The 26,332-nt window shown below is 52.4% G+C and carries 24 protein-coding genes; 23 read left to right on the top strand and 1 reads right to left on the bottom strand.

The genetic code is table 11. The features are described 5' to 3' along the window. Positions 1 to 806: 806 nt before the first annotated feature. From EFB08_RS17160 to EFB08_RS23570, 21 genes are all read left to right on the top strand, one after another. Complete coding sequence (locus EFB08_RS17160; RefSeq protein WP_123128193.1) at positions 807 to 1,550, top strand: ParA family protein; 744 nt, start codon at positions 807 to 809, stop codon at positions 1,548 to 1,550. 13 nt (positions 1,551 to 1,563) lie between these two features. Further along, on the top strand, positions 1,564 to 2,064 hold the full coding sequence (locus tag EFB08_RS17165; RefSeq protein ID WP_165864945.1) for a DUF3408 domain-containing protein: 501 nt from the start codon (positions 1,564 to 1,566) through the stop codon (positions 2,062 to 2,064). 321 nt (positions 2,065 to 2,385) lie between these two features. Continuing rightward, a complete protein-coding gene (locus EFB08_RS17170) occupies positions 2,386 to 3,156 on the top strand; it encodes a hypothetical protein (RefSeq protein ID WP_123128195.1) in 771 nt (256 codons plus the stop codon). Between the two features lie 34 nt (positions 3,157 to 3,190). Further along, complete coding sequence (locus EFB08_RS17175) at positions 3,191 to 3,508, top strand: DUF4134 domain-containing protein (protein WP_123128196.1); 318 nt, start codon at positions 3,191 to 3,193, stop codon at positions 3,506 to 3,508. Between the two features lie 12 nt (positions 3,509 to 3,520). Next, on the top strand, positions 3,521 to 3,844 hold the full coding sequence (locus tag EFB08_RS17180) for a DUF4133 domain-containing protein (RefSeq protein WP_123128197.1): 324 nt from the start codon (positions 3,521 to 3,523) through the stop codon (positions 3,842 to 3,844). A gap of 3 nt (positions 3,845 to 3,847) precedes the next feature. After that, entirely contained in the window at positions 3,848 to 6,340 is a 2,493-nt protein-coding gene (locus tag EFB08_RS17185; protein WP_123128198.1) for a TraG family conjugative transposon ATPase, read from the top strand. Between the two features lie 31 nt (positions 6,341 to 6,371). Further along, positions 6,372 to 6,803: a hypothetical protein gene (locus EFB08_RS17190; RefSeq protein ID WP_125077774.1), complete on the top strand. Its 432-nt coding sequence runs from the start codon at positions 6,372 to 6,374 to the stop codon at positions 6,801 to 6,803. Positions 6,804 to 6,843: 40 nt separating this feature from the next. Next, positions 6,844 to 7,458, top strand: coding sequence for a hypothetical protein (locus tag EFB08_RS17195; protein WP_123128200.1), 615 nt, complete (start codon positions 6,844 to 6,846; stop codon positions 7,456 to 7,458). 19 nt (positions 7,459 to 7,477) lie between these two features. After that, the gene (gene traJ, locus EFB08_RS17200) at positions 7,478 to 8,518 is read left to right on the top strand and encodes a conjugative transposon protein TraJ (protein WP_123128201.1); all 1,041 of its coding nucleotides are present in this window, start codon (positions 7,478 to 7,480) and stop codon (positions 8,516 to 8,518) included. A gap of 14 nt (positions 8,519 to 8,532) precedes the next feature. Then, a complete protein-coding gene (gene traK, locus EFB08_RS17205; protein WP_123128202.1) occupies positions 8,533 to 9,156 on the top strand; it encodes a conjugative transposon protein TraK in 624 nt (207 codons plus the stop codon). Positions 9,157 to 9,598: 442 nt separating this feature from the next. Continuing rightward, positions 9,599 to 10,873: a conjugative transposon protein TraM gene (traM, locus tag EFB08_RS17215; protein ID WP_165864946.1), complete on the top strand. Its 1,275-nt coding sequence runs from the start codon at positions 9,599 to 9,601 to the stop codon at positions 10,871 to 10,873. Positions 10,874 to 10,896: 23 nt separating this feature from the next. Beyond that, on the top strand, positions 10,897 to 11,874 hold the full coding sequence (gene traN, locus EFB08_RS17220; RefSeq protein ID WP_123128205.1) for a conjugative transposon protein TraN: 978 nt from the start codon (positions 10,897 to 10,899) through the stop codon (positions 11,872 to 11,874). A gap of 982 nt (positions 11,875 to 12,856) precedes the next feature. Further along, positions 12,857 to 13,060, top strand: a complete 204-nt coding sequence (locus tag EFB08_RS17235) for a hypothetical protein (protein ID WP_123128208.1) — start codon at positions 12,857 to 12,859, stop codon at positions 13,058 to 13,060. 497 nt (positions 13,061 to 13,557) lie between these two features. After that, on the top strand, positions 13,558 to 14,082 hold the full coding sequence (locus EFB08_RS17240; protein WP_227006384.1) for a c-type cytochrome: 525 nt from the start codon (positions 13,558 to 13,560) through the stop codon (positions 14,080 to 14,082). 30 nt (positions 14,083 to 14,112) lie between these two features. Then, positions 14,113 to 16,161, top strand: a complete 2,049-nt coding sequence (gene nosZ / locus EFB08_RS17245) for a Sec-dependent nitrous-oxide reductase (RefSeq protein ID WP_123128209.1) — start codon at positions 14,113 to 14,115, stop codon at positions 16,159 to 16,161. Positions 16,162 to 16,241: 80 nt separating this feature from the next. Further along, positions 16,242 to 16,841 carry a hypothetical protein gene (locus EFB08_RS17250; RefSeq protein ID WP_123128210.1) on the top strand — a complete coding sequence of 200 codons (600 nt, stop codon included), beginning with the start codon at positions 16,242 to 16,244 and terminating at the stop codon, positions 16,839 to 16,841. Further along, a complete protein-coding gene (locus EFB08_RS17255) occupies positions 16,838 to 17,305 on the top strand; it encodes a nitrous oxide reductase accessory protein NosL (protein ID WP_123128211.1) in 468 nt (155 codons plus the stop codon). Before EFB08_RS17250 ends, EFB08_RS17255 begins: the two co-directional genes overlap by 4 nt. After that, the gene (locus EFB08_RS17260; RefSeq protein ID WP_227006385.1) at positions 17,286 to 18,614 is read left to right on the top strand and encodes a nitrous oxide reductase family maturation protein NosD; all 1,329 of its coding nucleotides are present in this window, start codon (positions 17,286 to 17,288) and stop codon (positions 18,612 to 18,614) included. Before EFB08_RS17255 ends, EFB08_RS17260 begins: the two co-directional genes overlap by 20 nt. Next, entirely contained in the window at positions 18,547 to 19,254 is a 708-nt protein-coding gene (locus EFB08_RS17265) for an ABC transporter ATP-binding protein (protein WP_123128213.1), read from the top strand. The genes EFB08_RS17260 and EFB08_RS17265 overlap by 68 nt, the downstream gene beginning before the upstream one ends. A 3-nt stretch (positions 19,255 to 19,257) precedes the next feature. Next, the gene (locus EFB08_RS17270; RefSeq protein ID WP_123128214.1) at positions 19,258 to 20,025 is read left to right on the top strand and encodes an ABC transporter permease subunit; all 768 of its coding nucleotides are present in this window, start codon (positions 19,258 to 19,260) and stop codon (positions 20,023 to 20,025) included. Between the two features lie 489 nt (positions 20,026 to 20,514). Continuing rightward, positions 20,515 to 20,667, top strand: a complete 153-nt coding sequence (locus EFB08_RS23570; protein ID WP_165864947.1) for a hypothetical protein — start codon at positions 20,515 to 20,517, stop codon at positions 20,665 to 20,667. A 345-nt stretch (positions 20,668 to 21,012) separates the two neighbouring features. On the opposite strand, the gene EFB08_RS17285 is transcribed toward EFB08_RS23570, so the two are convergent. Next, on the bottom strand, positions 21,013 to 23,307 hold the full coding sequence (locus EFB08_RS17285) for a nitric-oxide reductase large subunit (protein ID WP_123128217.1): 2,295 nt from the start codon (positions 23,305 to 23,307) through the stop codon (positions 21,013 to 21,015). A gap of 330 nt (positions 23,308 to 23,637) precedes the next feature. Between EFB08_RS17285 and EFB08_RS17290 the strand changes: the two genes are divergently transcribed. Together EFB08_RS17290 and ric are read left to right on the top strand one after the other, a co-directional pair. After that, complete coding sequence (locus tag EFB08_RS17290; protein ID WP_123128218.1) at positions 23,638 to 24,933, top strand: hypothetical protein; 1,296 nt, start codon at positions 23,638 to 23,640, stop codon at positions 24,931 to 24,933. 414 nt (positions 24,934 to 25,347) lie between these two features. Next, positions 25,348 to 26,304 (top strand): iron-sulfur cluster repair di-iron protein, encoded by a 957-nt coding sequence (ric, locus tag EFB08_RS17295; RefSeq protein ID WP_123128219.1) that lies wholly within the window; start codon positions 25,348 to 25,350, stop codon positions 26,302 to 26,304. Positions 26,305 to 26,332: the final 28 nt, after the last annotated feature.

The raw sequence follows: 26,332 nt of genomic DNA on the forward strand, positions 1-26,332 counted from the left end.
TTTAGCGAGCTAAGTATAAAGCGAAGCAAGTAAACCGGCAAATAAGTAAATAGATATGTGGATATATAGAGAAACAAGTGCTTAGCCAATTAAATAAATAAACATATAACCCATTATCTACTTACCCAAGCCACCTTATATACATTTAAACATCCACTTAGATATACAACTGGACAGATATCTATTTGCATACCTACTTATACAAGTAAACAGATAAGTAAGTAGTTCGCTAAACAAGTAAACCGACAATTAAACAAGCAAGTACATAGATAAGCAAGTAGACAGACATCTAAGTAACTATCTTTAAAGATAGGTAGACAGACAAGTAAACATCTAAGGAGCTATATAGGTATTTATTCTTATACTTGCTTAGACAAATAAGTAATTAGAGGGTTAAGTAACCACTTATACAAACAGATAAGTAACTACCCATGTAAATAAATACTTATATAAATAGTTAGACAACTAGATAATTAAGTAGGCAGGCAAAGGGCTAAAAAGATAAACAAGTAAATAGACAGCTAAGTAGGTAAGTAAAAAGAGAAGTAAGTAGGTGAGTAAATAGAGAAGCAAGTAGGTAAGTAAATGAAGAAGTAAGTAGGTACCTATTCAGTTATCTAAGCAAACAGGTATATGGGTACTTAAGCAGTTATACAACTAAGTAGGCAGGAAAATAAAAGCCGCTGGAAGTACAGAAGTGGCCACGTTAACAAGTAGGCATTTAAGCAAACAAGTATCTATCTACTTACTTGTCTAGATAGACAAGTAAGTAGACGGTTAAGTAAGTAGAAAAGCAAAAGACAATAATGACGAGAGAAACGAAATTTATTTCATTTTTTAACCAGAAGGGGGGAGTGGGTAAATCTACCCTGGAGATTTTGATGGCCAGCTACTGCCACAATGTGCTGGGGTTGAAGGTGGCCATCCTGGATGCGGACTATCCCCAGCTGAACATCCATAAGCTAAGGGAAGATGAAATCAACATGGTGCGTAAAAACGAAGCCTACCAGCAGGCCTTTGCCGGCCTGGGCAAACCGGTGTACCCGATCGCGAACACCAACCCGGCCGAATCCGTGAAAGAGATGGATATCTTCCTGGAATTGGAAGCAGGGGAGGAGCCGTACGATATTGTCTTCGTGGATCTGCCGGGTACCATCAACACGCCCGGGGTGCTCCAAACCATCAGCCAGCTGGACCACATTTTCATTCCCCTGATAGCGGACCAGCTCGTGATCAAAAGCAGCCTCGAATTCGGCTTACTGGTGAATGATAACCTGATTGGGAAACCGAACGTCAACCTGAAGTCCCTTCATTTCTTCTGGAACAATGTCGTCAAGTCGGAAAAGTCAAACCTGTATGACGTGTCCAATTCCGTGATCGGGCAAGCCGGGTTAAACTGCCTGAAGACCGTGATCGGCCAAAGCGTGAAATTCAGGAAACCTGAGTTCAGGTCCACCATCTTCCCGATGCAACCCGCCCTCATCAAGGACACCAACATGGTCCCGTTGATTGAGGAAGTCTTAGCGCAAATCAATGTCTCCCCTAGATAACATAATAAACAAGATGGCAAAGAACAGAAAGAGCCCAGCATTTGATGAAAGTCTCCTGATTGGAAGCATCAGCGGTTTGAACAGAAACAAAGAGGCGGCCCCCGAACCGTCAGCGGCTCCGCAACCGTCGGCGCCTACTGAGCCCTTACCCCCGGAGGAAGTCCCTCCGTTGGAAAACAAGGCTACGCCGGAACCCGAGAGGAGGGAAGCCCCGGCAAGCACCCTGGAACCAGGCGAGGGGGAAAGCAAAGGAAAGAAAGAACCGAAACCGGCCGCTACCGCCAAATCCCAGGGAAAGCGTTGGGAATACGGGCGTTTCCTTCAAGCTACCCCGGGCCGCAAAGAAGCCCGGGCCTACATCTCGGAAACCCACCACAACAAATTAAGGAGGATCCTGGCCTTCACGGACAAGAAAATCGCCCTCGCTGATTATCTGGAGAATGTGCTGGAGGAACACTTCGAGCAATACGAAGCCCAGATCAAAGAACTATACGGAAAGCACCTGGGAAGCTAAGCTTTCCCAAGCATTGCCAGGCAGAGGCTACCATGGGGAAATCCCCGGGTAGCCTCTTTTTTTTACCAATTGTAAACCGAAGAACAAATTTAAAAATTGTTAAAAATATTTATCCCATAAATATTTGTTACCGTATAGCTTCTAAAGTATTTATATTATAAATATATTGGCGACACATACCGGAAGCCACCACCTTTAACCTGAAACCTGAAATCCGCGGCAGACAGCACGTTCACGAAACTATTCCAAGTACTTCACGGCGTAAGAACCGGCAGGAAGTGCGTTCGTTATCCCGGCCCAACAGGCCAAAATGTTACGATTATGTTTGAAGGCATTACCTGGGGACAATTCTGCTTTTTCGTGTTAGGCGCGGTCACCGTCTACTATCTCGGGGTAGGGGCGGTGTATTACCGGGCAGAGGTGCTGGCAATGCTCGGGAAGAAGCGGAAAGCGGACGGCCTGGTTCCCGCTCCTGCCAATTCCCCGGTGCCGACTTTCTCGGCGGTGGGCAGTACGCCTGATTATGGCCATAGCCTGTCTCACGTCTCTGCGTCGGGCACCCCAAATGATTTGACCGCTCAATATGACCAAGGGCCGGAAGGGTTTGACGTGCAGGATCAGGAAGAAGAATATCTGGAGGAAGAATATCTGGAGGAGGAATACCAGGAAGAAGAGTACCAAGAGGAAGAGTACCCAGTAGGGGAGGGGCTTGGGGAGGGAGAAGAGTTGCTTTTCGGGGAGGAGGTAGACCTGGAAAAACAATTTATCCCCTTCGAGGCCGCGGAATCCCCGGAAGTGGAAACGGGTGGGATTTCGGTGCAGGAGCTTAGCCGGACCATGGAGCTTCTCCAGCAGGAGGATATTTCCGGCCGTGAAAAAGGGGAGCTGTCCAAAAACCTGGATTTGATTGAGGATACCCTGCTCCTCCAATCCCTCCTTTCCGGCAATGCCCGGGCCCGGGAAAAGCTGGATTCCCTGATCGGGGCCAGGTGGTACGAAGCAGCCGAAGAAGAGACGGTGAGAGGGGAACAAGTGATCAAGGATTCCTTTGCCGATGTGGACATGACCAAGCTGATGAATAAGATAATGTAACCCTTCATTTTTTAACCCTCAAACTTCTAGAAACATGAAACGAGTAGCGAAAAGACAGGTAGGATGGGCTTTGGCCGTGGTAACCCTGGCAGGGATCGCCCCGGAGGTATTTGCCCAGGGGAACGGCGCGGCCGGCATTGAGGCGGCCACGGCGGAAGTGACCAGCTATTTTGACCCGGCCACGAAACTGATGTATGCGGTAGGGGCGGTGCTGGGCCTGATCGGGGGGGTGAAGGTGTACTCCAAATGGAACAGCGGCGATCCCGATACCCAGAAAGTGGCGGCGGGATGGTTTGGCAGCTGCATCTTCCTGGTGATCGTCGCGACGGTGCTGCGGTCGTTTTTCCTCTAGAATCCTGTTCCCTTGGCCAGTTACCACATCAACAAGGGGATTAACAAGCCGGTCGAATTCAAGGGGTTGAAGGCGCAGTACCTGGTGTATTTTGCGGCCGGGTTGTTGGGCATCTTCCTGGCCTTCACCATCCTCTACATCCTCGGGGTCAACCTCTACGGGTGCACGGCCGTGGCCATTGGGGCGACCAGCTTGTTATTCCATTTTGTCTTCAAATGGAACCGGGTCTACGGCGAGCATGGGTTTATGAAAAACGCGGCGGCCCGCCGACGGCCGAACTACCTGATCAACCAGGGGAAGTTTTTAAGAGTGTTACGGTATAAGAAAAAGCGGTAGGTTATGGGCGTTGTATACAAGTCGGATACCCTCGAATCGAAACTGCCTTTGTACAAGGTGGAGCACGATTGTATCATCAACAAGTTTGCCGAGATCACGGTGTGCTTCCGGGTGGACCTGAAGGAGATTTTCACCCTTTCCCAACCGGAGTATGAAAGCCTGCACCAATCGTGGATCAAGGCCCTGCGGATCCTCCCCAAATACACCATCGTCCACAAGCAGGATTGGTTTGTGGAGGAAAGGTACCGTCCGGATTTCGGCCAGGAGAATTTAAGCTTCCTGGATCGGGCCTTTGAGCGCCATTTCAACGAACGCCCCTACCTGCACCATTACTGCTACCTCTTCTTGACCCTTTCCTACCCGGAGAAAGCCAGGAAAAACAGCCTATGGGGTTCCCTCGTGCGGGGAAAGCTCATCCCGAAGGAGATAGACTCGCCCCAGGTCCTCACTGCCTTTTTTGATACGGTCAGCCAGTTCCAGCGCATCCTGACCGATGGCGGGGCGGTAGGTCTGGTCCGCCTGACGGAGACGGAGATCCTGGGCTCGGCGGGGAAAGCGGGGATCATCGAAAGATACTTGGCCGTGAGCCAGGAAAACCAGCCTTTGTTGTCTGACCTTGATTTCTCCCAGGGCCTGCAGATCGGGGCGAACCATTTCAACCTGTTCACCCTCTCCCACCTGGAGGATCTGCCCGGCGCGGTCAGTACCGAAAAACGGTATGAGCGCCTTAGCACCGATAAGAGCAGCTGCCACCTGGGATTTGCCTCGCCCGTGGGTTTGCTGCTGTCCTGCAACCATCTGTATAACCAATACATCTTCCTCGACGACCACACCGAGAACCTGCGGGAATTCGAGCGCAAGGCCCGCAACCTGAATTCCCTGGCCTTGTATAGCCGGGAGAACGCCGTGAACAAAGAGTGGTACGACCAGTATCTGAACGAGGCCCTCAGCTTCAACCAAACCTCAGTCCGGGCCCATTTCAACGTGCTGCTGTGGTCGGAAGACCCCGAGCAGCTGAAAGAGTACCGCAACCTGACCTCGGCTGGGATTGCGGCCATGGACTGCAAGCCCCGCCTGAACACCAAGGACCTGCCTTCCCTGTACTGGGCGGGAATTCCCGGGAATGCCTCCGATTGCCCCAGTGAGGAAACGTTTTACACGTTCCTGGAGCAAGCCTGCTGCTTTCTCAACCACGAAACCAACTACCTTTCCTCCAGCAGCCCGTTTGGGCTGAAAATGGTGGACCGCATGAGCGGTAAGCCCATTCTGGTGGACATCTCCGATGAGCCGATGAAAAAAGGCTACACCACGAATCGGAACAAGTTCATCCTAGGCCCCTCGGGCTCCGGTAAATCCTTCTTCACCAACCACATGGTGAAGCAATACTATGAACAGGGAACCCATGTGCTGCTGGTCGATACCGGGAACTCCTATTTAGGGCTGTGCCACCTGATCAACCGGCAAACGAAGGGACAGGATGGCGTGTACCTGACGTACACCGAGGAAAACCCCATCAGCTTCAACCCTTTCTACACCGAGGACGGACTATTTGATATCGAAAAAAAGGAAAGCATCAAAACCCTGATCCTGACCCTCTGGAAAAAAGACACCGATATCCCAACCCGGGCCGAGGAGGTGGCCCTGTCCAACGCGGTGAACTATTACCTGGTGGCCCTAAGGGAAAGAACGGATATCACCCCCGGCTTCAACACCTTCTATGAGTTTGTGAACGGTGCCTACCGCAAGATCCTGGAGGAGAAAAAGGTAAGGGAAAAAGACTTTGACCTCGACAACTTCATCAATGTCCTGGCGCCCTATTACGAAGGGGGGGAATACGACTACCTGCTCAACTCGGAGAAGGAATTAGACCTCTTGAATAAGCGGTTCATCGTCTTTGAATTGGATAACATCAAAGACCACAAGATCCTGTTCCCGGTGGTGACCCTGATCATCATGGAGACCTTTATCAACAAGATGCGCCGCCTGAAGGGAGTCCGGAAAATGATCCTGATAGAAGAGGCCTGGAAAGCGATCGCCAAGGAAGGGATGGCCGAATACATCAAATACCTCTTCAAGACCGTCCGTAAATTCTTCGGGGAGGCGGTGGTCGTGACCCAGGAGGTGGACGACATCATCCATTCCCCCATCGTGAAAGACACCATCATCAATAACTCGGATTGTAAGATCCTGCTCGACCAGCGCAAGTACCTCAACAAGTTCGATCAGATCCAGAACCTGCTGGGCCTCTCCGAGAAGGAAAAAGAACAGGTGCTGTCCATCAACCTGGACAACAATCCCCGACGCCGCTACAAAGAGGTGTGGATCGGGCTGGGAGGGGTCAAGAGCGCCGTGTATGCGACCGAGGTTTCCCCGGAGGAATATTTTACCTACACAACCGAGGAAACCGAAAAAGTAAAGCTGCTGGAATTGGCGGAGCGGAAAGGGAATATGGAGGCAGCGATCACGGAAATGGCGAACCTCGCCCGAGCCAGTTGAGTACGCATCTGTATAACCTAACTTCTGCACCATGAAAAAGCCCCAATTGCCAAAAACCAAATGCTATGTCGTAGGATTGGCCCTCTTTCTGCTGGCTGCCTGTTCTTCGCAACCGGAAACCCCCGCTTCGGCAACGGACCCTACCGCCGAGTCCCGCTCCGAGCCCACCAAAGACGGTTCTGACCCAGACGAGGAACTACCGCTGGCGACTGATGATGCTGATAAATTTATTGGCGAATGGAAGTCGGTACAAAGCGAGGGAAGGGATCACACCATCATCACAAGAAACGGGGAAAACTTCCTGATTCAGCAAGGTAAAAAAACGGTGCCTGGGGTTTGGGATGAAGCAAACAATGTAATTAGAATGAATGTAGGGGTGCCCATGGATATCATGTACATCGAAAATGAGGACATGATTGTGTTTGGCAGTGGCGGCAAGTATCGCCGGGTATCGGAGAAATGACGGAGTAATGCATAGAGGAAAAACTTAAACAGGAGGAAGTATGAAAAAGGTAATTTTCATCGGGGCGTTTTGGGTGCTTTTAAACTTTACCGCCTCCGCGCAATTCGTGGTAGCCGATCCGACGGCTTTCACCCAGCGGGCCCTGCAACAGATCACGAACATAACGGAACAGATTCAGCAGAAGTACGAACTGGTGCGGACCTTCCAGGAAACCTCCAAGATCTACAACCAGGGGAAAGAGTGGTACGATGGCCTGAAAAGGGTGAGCACGACCGTGGCGGAGTATCAGAAAATCTACGAAACCCTGCAACTCACCGCCGAGATCGTGGACCTGTACGGCACGAACATCAGCCGTTTCCGGATGGACAAGAACTTCTCCCCGGCGGAAGTGGATTACATTACCGATGGGTACGGCAAGCTCTTGGCGGAAAGCTCCCGCCTGGTGGACGACCTGAACCTGGGGGCCAAGGCGAGCAGCCTGAGCCTGACCGACAAGGAACGGCTGGACATGATCAACACCACCTTCGAGAAGGTCAGGCAGCACAAGGCGCTGGTCCAGTATTATACAAACAAGAACATCTCCGTTTCCTACCTGCGCGCGAAAAAGAAAAACAATACCGAAGGGGTGCTGCGCTTATACGGCTTAGCCCAGTAACGAAGAAAGGGAGAGCGGCATGAACGACGAATGGCTGAGCTTACACGAGATCCTCCGGCAGCTGTATGAGGAAATGCTGCCCTTGTGCGGTTCCCTGATCGGGGTGGCCCGGGGGATCGCCGGCCTAGGGGCAATCTTCTACATCGCCAACCGCGTGTGGCGGCACATGGCCAACAATGAGCCGATTGATTTTTACCCTTTGCTTCGGCCTTTCGCCATCGGCTGGTGCATCCTGCTTTTCCCGCTGGTCATCGGGGCGTTGAATGGCATTCTGAATCCGGTGGCCACGGCCACGGGGGCCTTGGTAGACACCCAGAACGTCCAAGTACGGGAGTTCCAGGAACAGCTGACCAAACTGGAGGAAGCAAGCATGAAAAAGGAGGGGAAAGGCTGGATGGTCGATGATGCAGAATTTGAAAAGAAATTAGAGGAACTAAACCCTATTGACGTCGGTGGAATGACCGGAATGTACACGGAACGGGCCATGTACCAGTTACAAACGAATGTAAGAGAATGGTTTAAAGAAGTACTCATTGTGCTGTACGAGGCGGCCAGCCTGGTGCTGGATACCATCCGGACCTTTTTCCTGATCGTGATGGCGATTATCGGCCCGATCTCTTTCGGTTTGGCGGTTTTCGACGGTTTTCACGGCACCCTAACCAACTGGATCGCCCGGTACATCAATGTGTTCCTCTGGTTACCGGTCGCTAATATTTTCGGAGCCATTATCTCCAAAATCAATGTGCTCATGCTGCAGAAAGATATCGCGGACCTGCAGAGCGGCGGAGATTTTGACGCCACCAATACGGCGTACCTGGTCTTTCTGCTGATCGGGATTTTCGGGTATACCTGCGTGCCGACGGTGGCGGGGTGGATCGTGCAATCCTGCGGCGGGGGCCGGTTCATGACCAGTATCACCCATGCCTCCTCCAGCGTGGTGGGAAGTGCCGGATCTGCGGCCGGAGCCGGGGCAGGGGCTATTGCCGGACGAAGTGTGACGGCCGCCAAGAATCTTGCGAATGCCCCCAGCCAAGTCATGGCCGGGTACCAAAAACTTTAAGGAAAGGGGAAAATATGCAGTTCAAGAGTCTATCCAACCTGGAGACCAGCTTTAAGCAAATGAGGCTGTTCCTCCTCATCTTTATCGGCCTGACCTTTTGCCTATCGGTCTATGTCGTGTACATGTCCTTTAGCTTCGCCAAGAAATCCCGGGAGAAAATATACGTCCTGGACAATGGCAAATCCCTGATGCTGGCCATCTCCCAGGATATGAAGCAAAACCGGCCGGTGGAGGCCCGGGATCACGTCAAACGCTTCCATGAACTTTTCTTCACGTTGGCCCCCGACCAAAAGGCCATCGATTACACCATCAACCAGGCCCTGTACCTGTGTGATGAGTCCGCTCAGGATGAATACGCCAACCTGAAGGAGGCCGGGTACTTCTCCAGCCTGATTGCGGGGAACGTGAGCCAGGAAATCAGAATTGACAGCGTGCTTACGGATTTCAACGAATACCCTTATACGGCCCGCTGCTACGCCACCCAGACCATCATCCGGTCTACCTCCGAGACCAAACGCTCCCTGGTCTCCCAATGCCAGTTGCGCGATGTTTCCCGGAGCGACGATAACCCGCACGGTTTTCTGATGGAGAAATGGCGCGTCTTGGAGAACCGGGATGTACAGGTGACAGCCCGGTAGCTATGCAAAGTACCCCTTTGGAGTGGGTGAAATCCCAATGGAAGACCCTCCAAGGATCCCTGGTCGGATACCTGCAGCAAAAGGAAAGGGGCTTGACGCTCCGACGGAAGAAGATTTACTTTTTCCTGTTTGTCTTTTCTTTTGGGGGCTTCTTCCTGTATTGTCTGGTCTCGGGTTTGGCCGGGTTTGGAAGTTCAGGTTTCAAGGTTACCTCTATTAAACGCCCGCTCGTCAAGCAACAGATGCAATCGCTGGATTCAATAAAGTAAGCTAAGCAAGGAGACTTTGGCTGGTACATCCGATGATTTCCCGAGCAGTGGATCAGGAGTTGCCTGGACCTGAGTTGACGGAGAATTTCTATGCCCTTCAGAATCCAGGTGACCGCCATTCTATCAGATACCCAAGGCACGTGGTACAAAACCAGAATTATAAATTTTCAACTATGGATACTTCCCCAATTCAACACTCCCCGGAATTCCTCCACCAGCGAAAAATGGCAATGGTGTTGCCGGTGTTTGTGGTCCCGTTTCTGGGGATCATCTTTTTCCTTTTCGGTGGTGGCACCCCGGCAGCCAATGCGACCCTGCAGGCCAGCGGCCTGAACACGGAAGTCCCGAAAGCCACCTTTAAAACCGCTATCAGCGACAAACTGACGGCGTACCAGCAGAAAGAAAAACAGGAGGCGGATGCGGAAAGGATGCGTTCCCTCGAGGAGTACCATGTGAGCCCCGCTTCAGCTTCTCCTGGCTTGGATACCGGTGCCGTAACTCCGGAAGCCAGGGGGCTGGCCTATTCCCCCGCGCCTCGCTCTGCTCCTCGGTCAACTCCCAGCTATGACCGCCGGGAGTACGAACACCTGACCGGCAAGGTAAACGACTTTTACCGAACCCCGGCCACTACTTCCTCCCTGTCGGAGGCGAAGATGAACCGGTTGTTGGAACTGATGGAAAAAGAACAAAATGGGGCCCCCAACCCGGTTGACGTGGAGCGGGAACTCAGAAACAACCAGTACCTGCAGTACCTCCAACGCACCCTGGCCAGCGGCCAGTTCGCCGGGGAGAAGCCCGTGCGGCCGAGACAGGACACCGTGGCCCGGAAGCCGAAAAGGAAGCTGGTGGAAGTGACCGGGCACCAACCCAAAGTAGCCAGCAGCCTGCCCCAGGGAAGGGGAGGGGAGGGGCAACCCAACCGGCAGCAGGGCAATTCCTTCTATTCGCTCGGGGGCAGTGAGGGCCAGGTCAGCGGCAATACCATCAGCGCAGTGATCCACAGCGACCAGACGGTGGTATCCGGGGCCACGGTGAAACTGCGCCTCTTGAACGAACTCCAGCTGGAGGGCACGCTCATCCCCAAAAACACCTTTGTCTACGGCGTCGCAGCGGTCAAGCATGAGCGCCTGGGCATTACGGTGGAGAACATCCGGCACGGCAAGGAGATCCTGCCGGTCGCCCTGCAGGTATACGACAGCGACGGCCTGCCTGGGGTCTCCATCCCCGGCTCCCTGGACCGGGAAGCCGGCAAGCAGGCGCTGGGCTCCATGGCCTCCAGCGGGAGCTACAACGTGACGATGGCCCAAGGAGTGGGCGAGCAGGTGGCCCTGCAGGCCGCGCAGGGTGGCATCAACGGGGTCAAGGCGCTGGCCTCCAAAAAGGCCCGGCTGGAGAGGGTCCACGTGAAAGCCAATTACCGGGTCTACCTGATCCCGGAGAACTTTTAATCCGAACTTTAACCTTAGCATCCATGAAAAAGCATCTCCTTTCCCTTGGTATATTCCTTTTGGCGGGCTTCTCGGCGCTGGCCCAGAACCGGCAGCCTTTCAAGGATACCCAGCTGTTGAAATCATTTTCCCTGGGGGTCTCCTATGCCAAAACGGTCAACCTTATTTTTCCCAGCGGGGTGCACAGCGTGGACCTGGGCTCCGCCGCGGTGATTGCCGACAAGTTCGCCGGGGTGGAGAACGTCCTCCGGGTGAAAGCCAATGCCAAGGGGTTCCCGGAAACCAACCTCTCGGTCATCACCAAGGACGGCCGGCTCTATTCCTTCCACGTGCGCTACCAGGAGGAGCCCACTTCCCTGACCTATCAGATCGAGGGAGGGGATCATACGGGCATTACCAATCCCTTGGTTCAGTCCCAATCGAAAGTCGCCCCGGCCGTCTACCTAACTGCCTCCCTAAATACTGCTGCGCCCGTCTCGTTTGAATCGGTCCTCATGAATGAGGCGGAGTTGGCGTACTACAGCCATGAAATCGCTGAACGAAGGGATTATATCTCCGGCATAGGCATGCATAAAAACAAGATCACCTTTGGGGTGGACGGGATCTATGTCAAGGATAACGTCCTGTTCTTCCCCATCACCGCCAAAAACAAGGGCAACCTCAACTATGACATTGACTTTATCAAATTCTACGTCCGGGACAAAAAGCAGCGCAAGCGGACGGCCGTCCAGGAAACGGAGGTGACGCCGATCTTCGTCTATCCGGAGGGACAGAACACCATCACTGGTCGGTCCGAACTGAAGCGGGTGTACTGCCTGGAGAAATTCACCATCCCGGATAAAAAGATGCTGGTGGTGGAGATGTACGAGAAGAACGGGGGTCGGGTGATGACGATGGAAGTGGGCAACCGGGACATTGTCAGGGCGTCTCCCGTCCACTTCAACAAAAGGCAATCAGCGGCTAATGTTAATGCTCTAAAGCAATATGGGGAAGATAGATAATGCTTACCAGCGGATTATGTTTGTTTTCAGATAGGATGGCGATAGGCTGAATGGGTACCGTGTGTGAAGGTGAATCAAGTTCTTAGCCAAGCGTCGGGAGGTAGCAAGAAGAAAGTAACTTCTTGCTACCTCCTTCATTTTTAGCATTTGCTAGAACTGAAGCAAAACTTAGCGGCAGAAACTCCCTAAACAATGAATCTGGGCAAATACCTTTGCAACACATCGTATATGATCCTTTCAATCTCTTCCTCCAAGTAGCGTATAACACTCTCTGAACTGGATATTTATTTCCTGCTAATTACACAGCGCATTTATCCACGAGCTTTCGTTTGAGGCCCTCAGGGGCATCACCCAGTTTAAGGTGGTAAGGGAAAATCCAATCCGCAGTCTTATGTATAAGCCTTTGTATTCCTGAAGCAAGGGCTTTCGCTTTGTAATTCAGCGTATTTTGGTGATATTTCTTAGCATCCTCGTCCTGCACCAATTCACCTTCTCTGTTTCCGAATCATAATAGGTCATGTACTTAGGGTTAATTTCATCTTCATAACCGAAGAATACCTGAGGCGTGCTGAGGAGGTGCCTTCTCTTACTATAAAAGATAAGGACATGTGCGTTGATAATGAGGGAATAGGAAGACCGTTTTAAATTTTCTGGCGCTTTTTTCTTTAAGTCCCTGCGTCATAGGCCCTATTATTGCTATCTGAGAAAACGGAAGCAACCTCTATTTCAAAGCTGTTTCCTTCTCCACTATCTACTTTTACCCCCACTTTCATTTCAACGGATAGTTTACGTTTGAGGTACTGAGCCTTTTCTGCTATCTTATTCCCCTGCCCAGCTGCTACCCCGACCGGTGGCGGAAAGAATACAGGGCACCCCACCCTTTGGGTACTTACCAGAAGATAACCGTTTCCACCTACATCAGGCGTCCTGCATAACAAAAAAATCAACAAGACGTTTAAACAAAAAAGTAAATAAAGCCCCCATGAAAAAATTATTGATTATTTCACTCGGAACTTTAACTTTTGCCTGCGGCAATACTGAAAACTCAAACCTCGATAGCAATACTGCGGATGAGAGCGTAGAAATTGGATCTGGAGATGAGATTAGCCCACAGTTAAAGTCTGAGTCAGATTCCTCCAATGCCCTTGAGGTAGACACCGTTTCATCTGCCGCAGAAATCAACTAGCAGAGGTAAAGGGTATCGTGAGAGGGGTAGGCCAAAACCATGGTGCAGAAACGAAATGATCCTACAGGAGAAACCTTTTGGATCTACCTGTCCAAACAGGACTTTCTCCCATCACCTTATTCAGGTCGCCCGGTTAAACCTGTTCCTACGGGCCTCTTCCTGCTTTACTTTCTCCATCCGCAGGCAAATCAATAAAGGGAATATAGTATAAAATAGGCGATGGCCTACTTGAACAGAGGTGACCTCTGCTTCATGCTGGGTAGCGGGAAGTGTTTCCTGCCCCTTTATGAACCTAGAATCATAACTCGTTTGGTTTTAGGAGCCTGGGAGCCACTTCTGGGGAAAGTAGCCTGTATCCTTGCCTTAGAAATGCAAGATGAAGTACATCAAAACATGATTGATGTCATAAATAAAAGATGTATTCATCCTTTATTTTACTGCCGATGGAATTTACTTTTGTTTCATAATTCGCTCAACAACCATTAATCCTAATTCTCATGAAAAAACAGTTCAGCAGCATCGTCAACAAAACCAGGTCTCCCCTGCGGATGCAGGCAGTAGTTATTATGTGTGCCGCTCTTTTATTTGGTTGCTCTTCTGAGCAGAAGGAAACCGCCAGCGAACCCGAATATACACTTCACGAAGACGCTGTAGCGCAAGCCGAAAAAGAGGCTGCAGAAAACGGTTTTGGTGTTGGCCCCGTGAAAACCGTAGAAGTTGGAGCGGAGATAGACCAGGCCCTTGCCACTACCGGCAAAGCCATCTTTGACGGCAAATGTACTGCCTGCCACCAACTGAGTGATCAGAAGGTAGTAGGCCCGGGTCTGGCGGGGGTTACGGGGCGCCGCAAGCCGGAGTGGATCATGAACATGATCGTTAACCCAGAGGAGATGACTAAGAAAGACCCCGAGGCTAAGAAGCTGTTGGCGGAGCACCTGACCCAGATGACCAACCAGAATGTTACCGAGTCTGATGCTCGGGCCATTCTGGAGTACCTGAGACAGAACGACAGCAAAAGCTAGTAGACCTTACAAGTAACCCTTCTATTAAACATGGAAACACTTATCAATAAGTATAAGAGTAGTGTCCCTAAGATTGGCCTGTTGGTGGCGTTGGCCGCCGGTACCATGCTGCAAAGCTGTAGTAACTCTGGAGAGGGTGGCGGTGGCAATGCCAAGGACGGCGCCATTGCCGCAGATGCTGCTACGGCGGTGTATGTGGCTCCTGGCAAGCACGACGAGCTCTACTCGTTCCTTTCAGGCGGCTTCAACGGCCAGGTGTCTGTTTACGGGATTCCTTCTGGCAGGCTGCTCAAGGTGATCCCGGTTTTCAGCCAGTTTGCCGAGAACGGCTACGGCTACAATGAGGAAACCAAGCCCATGCTGATGACCTCGCACGGCTTTGTGCCCTGGGATGACCTCCACCACCCCAAACTTTCCCGTGCGAACGGAACGGCGGATGGCCGCTGGCTCTTCGTAAACGGGAACAACACCCCCCGTGTGGCCCGGATAGACCTGAAAACGTTTGAGACGGTGGAGATCATGGAGATCCCTAACTCTGCCGGTAACCACTGTTCGCCCTATCCCACCAACAACAACGAATACATTATCGCGGGTACCCGCTTCAGTGTACCGCTGGACATGAAAGGTGGTACCGCTGATGCAAGTCTGTCGGATTATAAAGACAAGTTCAGAGGATCCATTTCCTTTATAAAGATGGATCCGGGGCATGGCGACATGAAACTGGATTTCCAGGTGCTGGTGCCCGGCTTTGACTATGATCTAGCCAACGGCGGCAAAGGGCCATCAGAAGACTGGGTATTCTTCACTACCTACAACACAGAGAAATCTGGTACCTTGAAGGAGCTGGGCGCCTCGCAGAACGACCGCGATTACCTGGCAGCCATCAATTGGAAATTAGCGGCCAAGTATGCCAAAGAAGGCAAGACGCACGAAATGCCCGCCAACTACTACCACAACAAGATGGACCATGGCTCACATACCGCCAAATCTAACGTAATAAAAAAGGTGCGTTACCTGCTTCCGGAGGAGTGCCCGGGCATGATGTACCTGATTCCGGCGCCTAAGTCGCCGCACGGCATTGACGTAGACCCAACTGGCGAGTTTATGGTGGTAAACGGCAAGCTGGCCTCTTCACTGCCGGTGTTCTCTTTCTCCAAGATGCAGAAAGCCATCAAGAACAAAGACTTTGACGGGGAAGTGAACGGTATTCCGGTGTTCAAGTATGAGTCTGTGCTGCACGCCGAGGTGAAAGAGCCGGGCTTAGGGCCCTTACACACGGAGTTTGACGGGAAAGGCAATGCATACTCCACCATGTTCGTGTCTTCTGAGGTGGTGAAATGGAGCCTGAAGGACTTCAAGGTGAAGGACAGGATCCCCGTGTATTATTCCCCTGGCCACTTAATGATCCCAGGCGGCGATACCAAGGAACCGTACGGCAAGTACCTCATCGCGATGAACAAGATCACGAAAGACCGCTACCTGCCCACCGGCCCCGAGTTGATGCACTCCGCCCAACTGATTGACATCAGCGGGGAGAAGATGAAGCTGCTCCTGGACTTCCCTACCCTGGCCGAACCGCACTACGCGCAGGGTATTGCCGCCAGCAAGATTGCGCCTAACAGCGTCAAGTTCTTCAAGTTGGACGAAAACACGCACCCTGATGCCGTGAAGAACGAGAAAAGCGTGAGTGTGACCCGTAAAGGCAAAACGGTGAAAGTGAAAATGACCTCCATCAGAAGCCACTTCACACCTGATAACATTGAAGGCATACAGGTAGGCGACACCGTGCTCTTCCACGTAACCAACCTGGAGCAGGACTGGGATGTGCCGCACGGTTTTGCCATCATGGGGGCCAACAACGCGGAGACGCTGATCATGCCGGGTGCTACCCAAACCCTGCGGTGGGTGCCTAAAGCGGAGGGTATTTTCCCCTTCTACTGTACAGACTTCTGCTCTGCCTTGCACCAGGAAATGCAGGGGTACGTGCGGGTTTCCAAAAAGGGATCTACCGTTCCCATAAAATTCTCAACCGGGGTCAAAAAACCGGTGCCTCCGGCCTCCGCCTATTTAAGTAAGTAATTTCTTCAAACTAAAAAGACAGCGGAGGTTTCTACATAGACTCCGCTGTCTTTTTTTTATTTCACCTTAACCTAAAAAGGATGACCGCTTACCACAGAGGATTGATGGTTCTCGCCGCCTTGTCGCTAGGCCTTTTGTTTCTCTTCCCTATGTGGAAGATCTACCTGGAAGCCCCCCAATACCCCGAGGGGCTGGAACTGCACATTTGGGTTAACAAACTGGGCGGTAGTACGGAAGGCGTGCTTCAGAATTTCAACATCCTGAACCATTACATCGGCATGGCGCCCATCCATCCAGAATCTTTTGCCGAACTAAGAGTCATGCCCTACATCGTAGTCATTCTGATGGTAACGGGCGTAATTGTGGCTTTCCTGGGAAAAAGGAAACTGATCTTAGGTTGGGTAGTTCTGCTGATGCTGGGGGGAGCCGTTGGGTTACTGGACTTTTACCTGTGGTTGCACGAATTCGGGACTAACCTTAACCCCCAGGCGCCTATCAAAGTACCGGACATGACCTATATCCCCCCCATGCTGGGCAGTAAGCAGCTTCTCAACTTTAATGCGTTGTCGTTGCCCTCTTGGGGAAGTCTGGGTATCTTACTGGCTGTCATATTTGCCTGGTTGGTGTATTATCTAAGCTCCAAGCCTAAGGGCAAAGAATCAACTCCCTCTTTATCATGAAACAAATTTTTTCCCTCCCCTATGGCTGGCTGGTGCCAGCCGTTTTGTTGCTTACGGCCTGTTCAACGGAGCCCAAGCCGGTCCCTTACGGCAACGCCAACTGCACGCATTGCAGCATGACCATTACGGATGTGCGGTACGGGGCCGAATTGGTGAATGACAAAGGCAAGCCTTCCTTCTTTGACGCGGTGGAATGCCTGGCGGCCTATGTCAACCGTAAGCCGGAAGAAGGCCGAAAAGCCTCTTTTCTGATGGTGACTGATTTTTCAAACCCTACAGAACTCATACCGGTAAACAGCGCCCATTTCGTGCGGAGCGCAGCTTTGCCCAGCCCTATGGGCATGAACCTATTGGCCGTTTCAACGCAAGAGGCCGCCAGGAAAATACAGCAGGAGCAGGGTGCAGAGCTGCTCACCTGGGGTCAGGTGCTGGCAATTGTAAAGAATGATGAGAAACTTCACTAAAAGGGTACTGACAGCAGCAAGTATTCTGCTGCTGTCAGTACCCGGCCAAAGCGCGGCAGGGGCCAACGTCATGGTGTGCAAAACCTGCGCCCTTACGTCTGTGAAGCAGGCGGTGCTGCAGGCCAAGCCCGGCGATACCGTGCTGGTGAACGGCGGCGTGTACCAAGAATCAAAGATAGAGATAGACAAGCCCCTCACCTTGATCGGGAAAAACAACCCGGTCATTGATGGCAACTTCACGGGGCTGCTTATCGCGGTAACCGCCGATAACGTGATTATCCAGGGGTTCACCCTCAAAAACGTGGCCACCAGCTATTCCAGAGACGATGCCGCCATTCGGGTGTTTCAGCGCAGCAATATCAAAATTCTGGATAACACCATCCTGAAAACCTACTTCGCGATCTACCTGCAAAACTCAGACCAGATCGTAATCAAGGGGAATACCATCAAAGGAGAGAACAAGGACAGGACCGAGTCTTCCCTGGGCAACGCCATCAATCTGTACTACACAGACAATGTGGAGATAACCGACAACGAGGTGCAGGGCCACCGCGACGGCATTTACCTGGAGGTGGTGAAGAACAGCCAGGTGCACCGCAACATCAGCCACCAGAACATGCGCTACGGGCTGCATTTCATGTTCTCGGACGGAAACACGTACACGCATAACACCTTCCGAAACAATGGGGCGGGCGTGGCTGTGATGTACACCACCGGTGTCCGGATGGAGCACAACACCTTCGAGGAGAACTGGGGCGCGGCCTCCTACGGCCTCCTGCTCAAGGACATCAGCAACAGTGTCATCCACCACAATACTTTCCGGCGCAACACCACCGCCATCCACATGGAAAGCTCCAGCCGGCTGGATATAAAGAATAACGATTTTGAGCGGAACGGCTGGGCTATCAAGGTGATGACCACTTGTATAGAAGACACTTTCCGGCTGAATAATTTCACCGGCAACTCCTTTGACGTGAGCACCAACGGCAGCATCCAGGAAAACCACTTCGAGCATAACTACTGGGACAAGTACACGGGCTATGACCTGGACAAAGACCAGAAGGGTGATGTGCCCTACCGCCCCGTAAGTTTGTTCTCCATGCTGGTGGAGCGGGTGCCGCCGGCAGTGATGTTCATGCGCAGCTTTATGGTAGACCTGCTGGACAACCTGGAGAAAGTGCTGCCGAGCATTACCCCCGAACAACTGGTTGACAGACAACCGCTGATGAAGAAGATACACCATGATAACGATAGAAAAATTGCGCAAGTCCTACGGCAAGCTACAGGTGCTCAACAACGTGAGCATTGAGTTTGAGGCAGGCAAAGTCATATCCATCATAGGCCCTAACGGGGCCGGTAAAACAACATTAGGCAAGTGCATTCTGGGCATGGTCCTGCCCGACAAGGGCGACATCCGGCTGAACGGCGAAAGCGTGCTCAACAAACACGCGTACCGCAGCCAGATTGGGTATATGCCCCAGATTGGGCGCTACCCCGAGAATATGAAAATCCGGCAAGTGATAGAGATGGTGCGGGATATCCGCAAAGACGGCATAGGGATGGATGAGGAACTGCTTGGCTTATATGGGCTGCCCGCTATGTACGACAAACGCATGGGTGCCCTCTCTGGCGGCACCAAGCAGAAGGTGAGTGCGGCGCTGGCGTTTATGTTTGACCCGCAGGTGCTGCTGTTGGATGAGCCCACCGCCGGGCTAGACCCCATCTCCGCCGAGATCCTGAAAGAAAAGATCCTGAGGGAGAAAAAAAAAGGGAAACTGATCCTCCTCACCTCGCACATCATGAGCGAGGTGGAGGAGGTGGCCGACGAGGTGCTGTGCCTGGTGGAGGGCAGCGTGAAATTCCACGAGACCATCGCCCGCCTGAAGGAGCAGACCAACGAGGAGCGCCTGAGCCGGGCCATCGCCAAAATCATGAACGAGGAAAACTAAGCCATGCGCAAGATCATCAAGTACGTGCTTTACGACATCGTCAGAAGTAAAATCATCATCGCCTACACCTTGTTTCTGCTGTTGCTCTCCATCGGCTTGTTCAACCTGGGCGGCAGTGCAGATAAGGGCTTGCTGAGTCTGCTGAACCTGGTGCTGCTCACGGTGCCGCTCATCAGCGTTGTGTTTGCCACCACCCACTTTTACAACTCCTATGAGTTCATGGAACTGCTGGTGGCCCAGCCCATAGACCGCCGGAAGATTTTCCTGAGCGAGTACCTGGGCGTGGCTTTCTCGCTCTCGGCCGCTTTTCTGGTGGGGGTGGGCGTTCCGGTCCTGCTCTTCGGGGCCAGCCTCACGGGGGTATACCTGGTGCTGACGGGCGTTTTCATCACCTTCATCTTCGTGGCGATGGCGTTCCTGGCCTCGGTGATCACGCGCGACAAGGCCAAGGGCATCGGCATTGCCCTGTTGCTGTGGTTTTACTTCGCATTGATTTATGATGGTATTGTGCTGTTCATCCTGTATTCCTTCGGTGATTACCCATTGGAGTACGCCACTCTGGCGATGACTGCCCTGAACCCCGTCGACCTGGGCCGCATCCTGGTATTGCTGAACCTGGATGTCTCGGCCCTGATGGGGTACACCGGTGCTTTGTACAAAAGCATTTTGGGCAGCCTTTGGGGAATTTCCCTGGCGTTCGGGTTATTGGTGGTGTGGGTGTTAGCGCCCTTGCTGTGGGCCAGGAGAATATTCTCCAGAAAAGATATCTAAGGCAAAGTGGTCTTTGCCCTGGCCTGTTTATGGAAAAACAGGCCAGGGCAAAATAAAGGCCATGGGCACGGCCCTGCTTTGCCGGGGAAAGGTGTTATGTTGGTGGAGAGGTGGCCTCGCACAGCATGATGGGTGCCATTGTATCCCTTAAGGCAAGATGGCACTACTGGGTAAACAGTTTCAAATGAATGTGTTCCCAGAGCCCTTGCTTTATGGAATCCCTTTTGATAGTAGCTTCTTTAGCTGGTCCGCATCTGCCCTGCACCTCGCCAGATGCTCCCGCAACCAGTCCGGAAACCGCCCATGCCGCCCATGCGGAACCTGCTTCCACCCATGGCCTTGCGCTGAACGGGAAGAGCGCTGGAAAGCAGATGAGGCCACCAAAGCGAACCTGCGGCACCAACAAGCAGCCAAAACCGATTCCCTGCCTTAAAGGAGCTGGGGCAGGGTTTGCAGCATGGGTTCAAGGAAGTGTTTGCCGACTGCCAAATGAAAGGCCCGCCACACGACATGCTGCACACGTACCTGATGCCTATGCTAGCGGATGTGAAAGTGCTGAGGGGCAATGACCTGACAGCCGCCGCCAAGTCCCGCAACCGCCTGGCCCTGCCCCCGGGCCAATACCAGCGCCATTCCAAATAATGCCTATAAAAGCGATAACCGATACTAGCCTCAGCCGAAGGCAAGGTCTGATCGGTTACCGCTGTTTACTCTGGTGGTGTTGGCTTTCAACTGTCTTTAGTTGTTTTCGGCCTGAGGGGTAGCAAAATAAGTTATTCTGTCAGTTATGGCAGTTCCGGAGGGCGGTACTGGGCTGTTGGATTCTCCCGCCTAAGCAAACACCGAAAGTCACTTCAAAAGTTTAGACAGCACTGTCGTGGTCTTTGACTTCGGCAGAATCAGAGCTTGAATTTCCCGTAATGGTTTCAGGGAAAGAGGCCTAGAACGGCTTCCGCTCCTGAAAACTACTTTAGATGGAAATACTTTTTATTTGCTTACCAATTCTTCGTGCGCCGGAATGTCTTTAGACACGTCCTCGTCTTCTTCCAGCGAATGCCCGGTTTTCAGGCCGATGACAAACCAGGCCAAAGCACCAGCGCCCACCGCGAAAATAGTGTCACCTATTACTCGCAGCCACCGCAGGACCTCCATGGCGTCAGTTTGCATGAATTCCATGGAGCGGGCATACCAAAGGCCGTATTTCACGCTGGCCCAGGTCTGCATCAATCCAATAGGCAGCACACTGATCAAAACCATGAGGGCCAGGCCGATGTTGATGGACCAGAACGCAAAACTGATGACCCCGTCCTTCCAGCGTCTCCGGCTGGAGAGGCCTTTCAGGACAAACAGCATCAGGCCAATACCCAGCACCCCGTACACGCCAAACAAGGCGGTGTGGGCGTGTACCGGTGTGGTATTCAGCCCCTGCATGTAGTACAGCGCAATGGGCGGGTTAATTAGGAAGCCGAACACGCCCGCACCCACCAGGTTCCAGAACGCCACGGCGATAAAGCAGTAGATGGGCCATTTATAGGCTCTGATCCAGGTGGTGGAGCGGCTGATGGTAAAGTTATGGTAGGCCTCAAACCCAATGAGCACCAGCGGCACTACTTCCAGGGCGCTGAACGTGGCCCCTAAGGCCATCACGGACGTAGGCGTTCCGGAGAAATACAGATGGTGAAACGTGCCTATAATGCCCCCGAACAGGAAAATGATGGTGGAGAACAACACGGTGGCGGTGGCCATTTTGGTTTCCAGCAAGCCCATCCGCACAAACAGGAACGCGATGACCACGGTGGCGAATACCTCAAAGAAACCTTCTACCCACAGGTGCACCACCCACCAGCGCCAATACTCGGCGATGGCCAGGTTGGTGTGCTGGCCCCACATAAGGCCCGCGGCCCAGAACAAGGCAATGGCTGCGGAAGAGATCAGAAACATGCCCAACAAATGCCGGCCTTCGGCATCACTTTTAAACGCGGGCCAGATGGCGCGAACCATCAGAAACAGCCACAGGAACAAACCTATCAGCAGGAAAATCTGCCAGAAACGGCCCATGTCTACGTATTCATAGCCCTGGTGCCCAAACCAGAAGTTCTCGCCGTAGCCCAGTTTCTGCATAACCCCGAACCACTGCCCAGCCAGCGAGCCCGCTACAATAATGAGCAGGCAGATGAACAGGAAGTTAACGCCCAGCCGCTGGAACTTCGGCTCATGCCCCGAAACGGCCGGGGCAATGTACAAGCCGGTCGCCAGCCAGGAGGTGGCAATCCAAAAGATGCCCAGTTGCACGTGCCAGGTACGGGTAATGGAGTAGGGCAGGAAATCTGAGAGCGGGAAGCCATACAGGGCCTGCCCTTCCACGCCGTAGTGGGCCGTAACCACCCCAAACGTAATCTGCACGACGATGAGAGCGGTTACAATCCAAAAGTATTTAAGGGTGGCGCGCATGGACGACGTGGCCTGCAAACCCAGCAAGGGGTCTTCCTTAGGGAGTTTGCTGTGGTCTAGTTCCTCTTCTTTGTGCGAGGCATAATAAAAGGCCAGCAGACCAATGCCCGAGATAAGCACAATCACGCTGAAGCCGGTCCAGATGAGGAGGTCGGCGCTGGGGCGGTTTCCTACTAGTTCCTCGGCGGGCCAGTTGTTTGTGTAGGTGATATCCTGACCGGGGCGTTCGGTGACGCAGGCCCAGGTGGCCCAGAAGAAGAAGGCGTTCAGCTTGCGCATGCGCTCCGGATCCTCTACCGTGTTGTTTTTCATGGCGTAGGCATCGCGGTACTCCGCCAGGGCCGAGTCGTTCATGAAAAGGCCGGTATAATGCGCACTTACCCCGGCAATGGCCTCGGCGCGGAGGTCGGAGATGGTAAGTATGCCGGTTTCTAAATTATAGCCATTGGCCCTGATCTGTTTCTGCAAGCGGGCCTGCAGCATGGCTTTCGTTTCCTCGTTCAGGGCATCATAGTTGGTGCCTTTGGCCTCCTGGGCCCAACGGTCTAAGAAGAACATGGCTTCTTTGTGGAGCCAATCAGCGGTCCAGTCGGGGGCGGTGTAGGCCCCATGGCCCCAGATGGAGCCTAGTTCCTGGCCACCCGTAGACTGCCACACATTTTGCCCATCCATAATGTCCTGGGCGGTAAAGATGGTTTGGCCTGAGGCTGTGACCACCCTTTCCGGAATGGGCGGTGCCTCCCGGTAAATTTCAGAACCATAGTAGCCGAGAACGGCAAAGGACCCGACTATAACGACAATGAATCCGATCCAGAGTTTTTTGTACCTCATAAAAGTGAGTTTAAGTATAAAAAAATGCGCGCAGCCTATAGAATACAAACAGGGTAAATAGGAGTACTACCGCCCTGAAACTTGAGAATAGACGCCTTTTGCCACTCATTTTAAATATTGCTAGTGGTAAATATTGTTGTCAATAAGGTTGAATTGAAACTTAGGCAATTGTGAATTCCCATTCGGTTACCATTCCAAAGGTCATATTCGGGCCAAGGAAGGGAAATGACAAAAGTCATCTATAAAAGAGTTATATATCTTTTATTAACCTATGTCTGCACTTTACTTTTAACTCCTAGAGGAGCCTAGGCAAAGTGCTTAGGAAAACAAATGGACGGGAATAACACAGCAGCGGCAGCAAAAAGTGATGCCTTGACCCTTTCGTCTAAGCGCGGTTGGTTTTTGGTGGCGCTGGCCAACCTGGTGGTGGTGGCGTTTCTGGGGCTTCTGCTGCGGTATATGATGGTGGGCACGGTACCGGCGGTGAATTATAAGTATCTGCTTCACGCGCATTCGCACGTGGCTTTGCTGGGTTGGCTCTATGCCGCGGTTTTTGTGGCCTTGCTGGCCTCATATTTGCCGGAAGAGTTGCGCAACAAGCCCACCTACACCTGGCAGTTCTGGCTCTCGCAGGGCACGGTACTGGGCATGTTGGTGAGCTTTCCGATACAGGGCTACGCGCCAGGCTCTATTACCTTTTCCACGGTGCACCTGCTCCTGAGTTACTGGTTTATCTATCAATTTCTAAAGGATGCCAAAACCGCCTGCGTTAGCCAAGGGAAACACGGATTTTCCTTTCGGCTGGTCAAGGCGGCCTTGATTTTTTTGGCGCTTTCCTCGTTAGGTCCTTGGGCCATGGCGCCCATCGTGGCCACCGGGCACAGCGGCAGCGAAATGTACTACAACGCCATCTATTTTTACCTCCACTTCCAGTACAACGGGTGGTTGGTGTTTGCCGTGTTGGGGCTTTTGCTCTGGATGCTGGAGCACCACGGTATTGCCTTTGATTTTAAAACCGCCCTTGCTTTTTTCAGGCTGATGTTCTGGGCTTGTCTGCCCGCTTACCTGCTCTCCTTCCTTTGGACGAAGCCCGCCGGCCTTGTTTTTCTGGCGGCGGGAGCAGCGGCCTCGGTGCAGGTGGTGGCGCTGGCCTTGCTGCTACAGATGCTCTGGCCCGCGCGCGCGCAACTCCTGCGCCTGTTCGGGAGATGGGACCGCGCTTTGTTCTCCTTGGCGGCGTTCGCCTTTGTCCTCAAAACAGGCATGCAACTTCTGACGGCCTTCCCTTACCTGGCCGCGCTGGCCTTTCAGGTGCGGTTCTTCATCATCGGGTACCTGCATTTGGTGCTCATCGGGTTTGTCAGCCTTTTCCTGTTTGCCTTTTTCTTCCGGCTGGGATGGCTAAGCTTTCGGGGCCGCATGGGCCGCTGGGGAATGGGCTTTTTCCTGGCCGCCTTTGCCGGTACCGAGGTCCTCCTTTTCCTACAGGGTGCGTTTCTCTGGCTCAGGCTTGGTGCCCTTCCTTATTTTTATGAACTGATGTTCAGCATCAGCACCCTGCTGCCAGGGGGAATTCTGCTGATTTTGCTTGGGCAGTGCCGGGCAGGCAGGAAAGTCGTTTCTTAGTGGAAGGCTGGCTTTCTGTTCCGGCGAATACTGCGGCGGCCGCATAAACCGTGACATTCAGCCATCCTTGTACAAAACACATCAGAAAAACCCGCTGTTTTCGGCCTCTTTTCGGGAAATCAGGCCGAAAAAGGCCCGTTTCTCTTTTGATTCCCCTGCATCGGCCGGGGGCGTCTGCTCGCTTTGCGGCAAATTAACAAAGTCATCTGCCGCCCGTCATGACGAGCATCAGTGGGGAAGGCCCCACCGTGGGTGGTAATTTTGCATCATCGCAGCAGCAAACAAGAAGTGTATTTGCCGATGTAGTAAAGGTAGAAATAAAATAATAAAATACCTTTAAGTCTTTTATTATTGAAATGTTTTTTTAACTTTGAAGTGTTGATTGAAACAAGAACCCAAACTTACTAACTTAACATGTCAACTACTGAAACCAAAGACGTCTTAGATGTTACCGCGCTGGAGCCGCGCATGAAGCACCCTACCATTTTTGAATGGTTCGACGAACTGAAAGGCGGCGAGGCCTTCATCATCCATAATGACCATGACCCTAAGCCGCTGTACTACCAGTTGCTGGGCGAGCGCGGCAATATTTTCAAGTGGGAATACCTGGCGCAAGGCCCTGAGGTATGGGAGGTGAAAATCTCTAAACTCACGACCACTGAGGAAGAGAGCATTGGCGAGATGGTGGCGAAAGACTTCAGGAAGGCACAGGTTTTCAAGAAATACGGCATTGACTTCTGCTGCGGCGGCAAGAAATCTATCAGCCAGGTATGCGAGGAGAAAGGCATTAACCCTGAGGTGGTGGAGCTTGAATTGAATGCCTTGCCAGATACTTCAGCGGTGGCTCAAACCGACTTTGCCAGTTGGGACCTTTCCTTCCTGGCCGACTACATTGTGAATATCCACCATAGGTACGTACGGGAGGCCATTCCGGCCTTGTATGAATACACCAGCAAGATTGCCCGCGTGCATGGCACCAACCATCCAGAGTTGTTGCAGGTGGCCAAGCACTTTGCGAATGTGGCCAATGAACTGGGGAGCCACATGCCTAAAGAAGAACGCGTGCTGTTCCCGTTCATCAAGCAACTGAATGAGGCCAAGCAGAAAGGCGAAAAAGTGGCTCCTCCGGCTTTTGGCAGCATTCAGAACCCCATCAATATGATGGAGATGGAGCACGAGGCCGCCGGTGGCGAATTGGAAGCCATCAGAACCCTGACCAATGATTTCACCCTGCCCGAGGATGCCTGCGCCACCTACCAAGTGGCTTTCGCCAAGCTGCAGGAGTTTGAAGAAGATTTACAGCGCCACATTCATTTAGAGAACAACATTTTGTTCCCTAAGGCGCTAGAAGTGGAAAAAGAAGTTTTATAAGTAAGTGGAAGGGGCGGACCATCGCAGG

Source organism: Rufibacter latericius (assembly GCF_003721515.1).
Taxonomy (GTDB): Bacteria; Bacteroidota; Bacteroidia; order Cytophagales; family Hymenobacteraceae; genus Nibribacter; species Nibribacter latericius.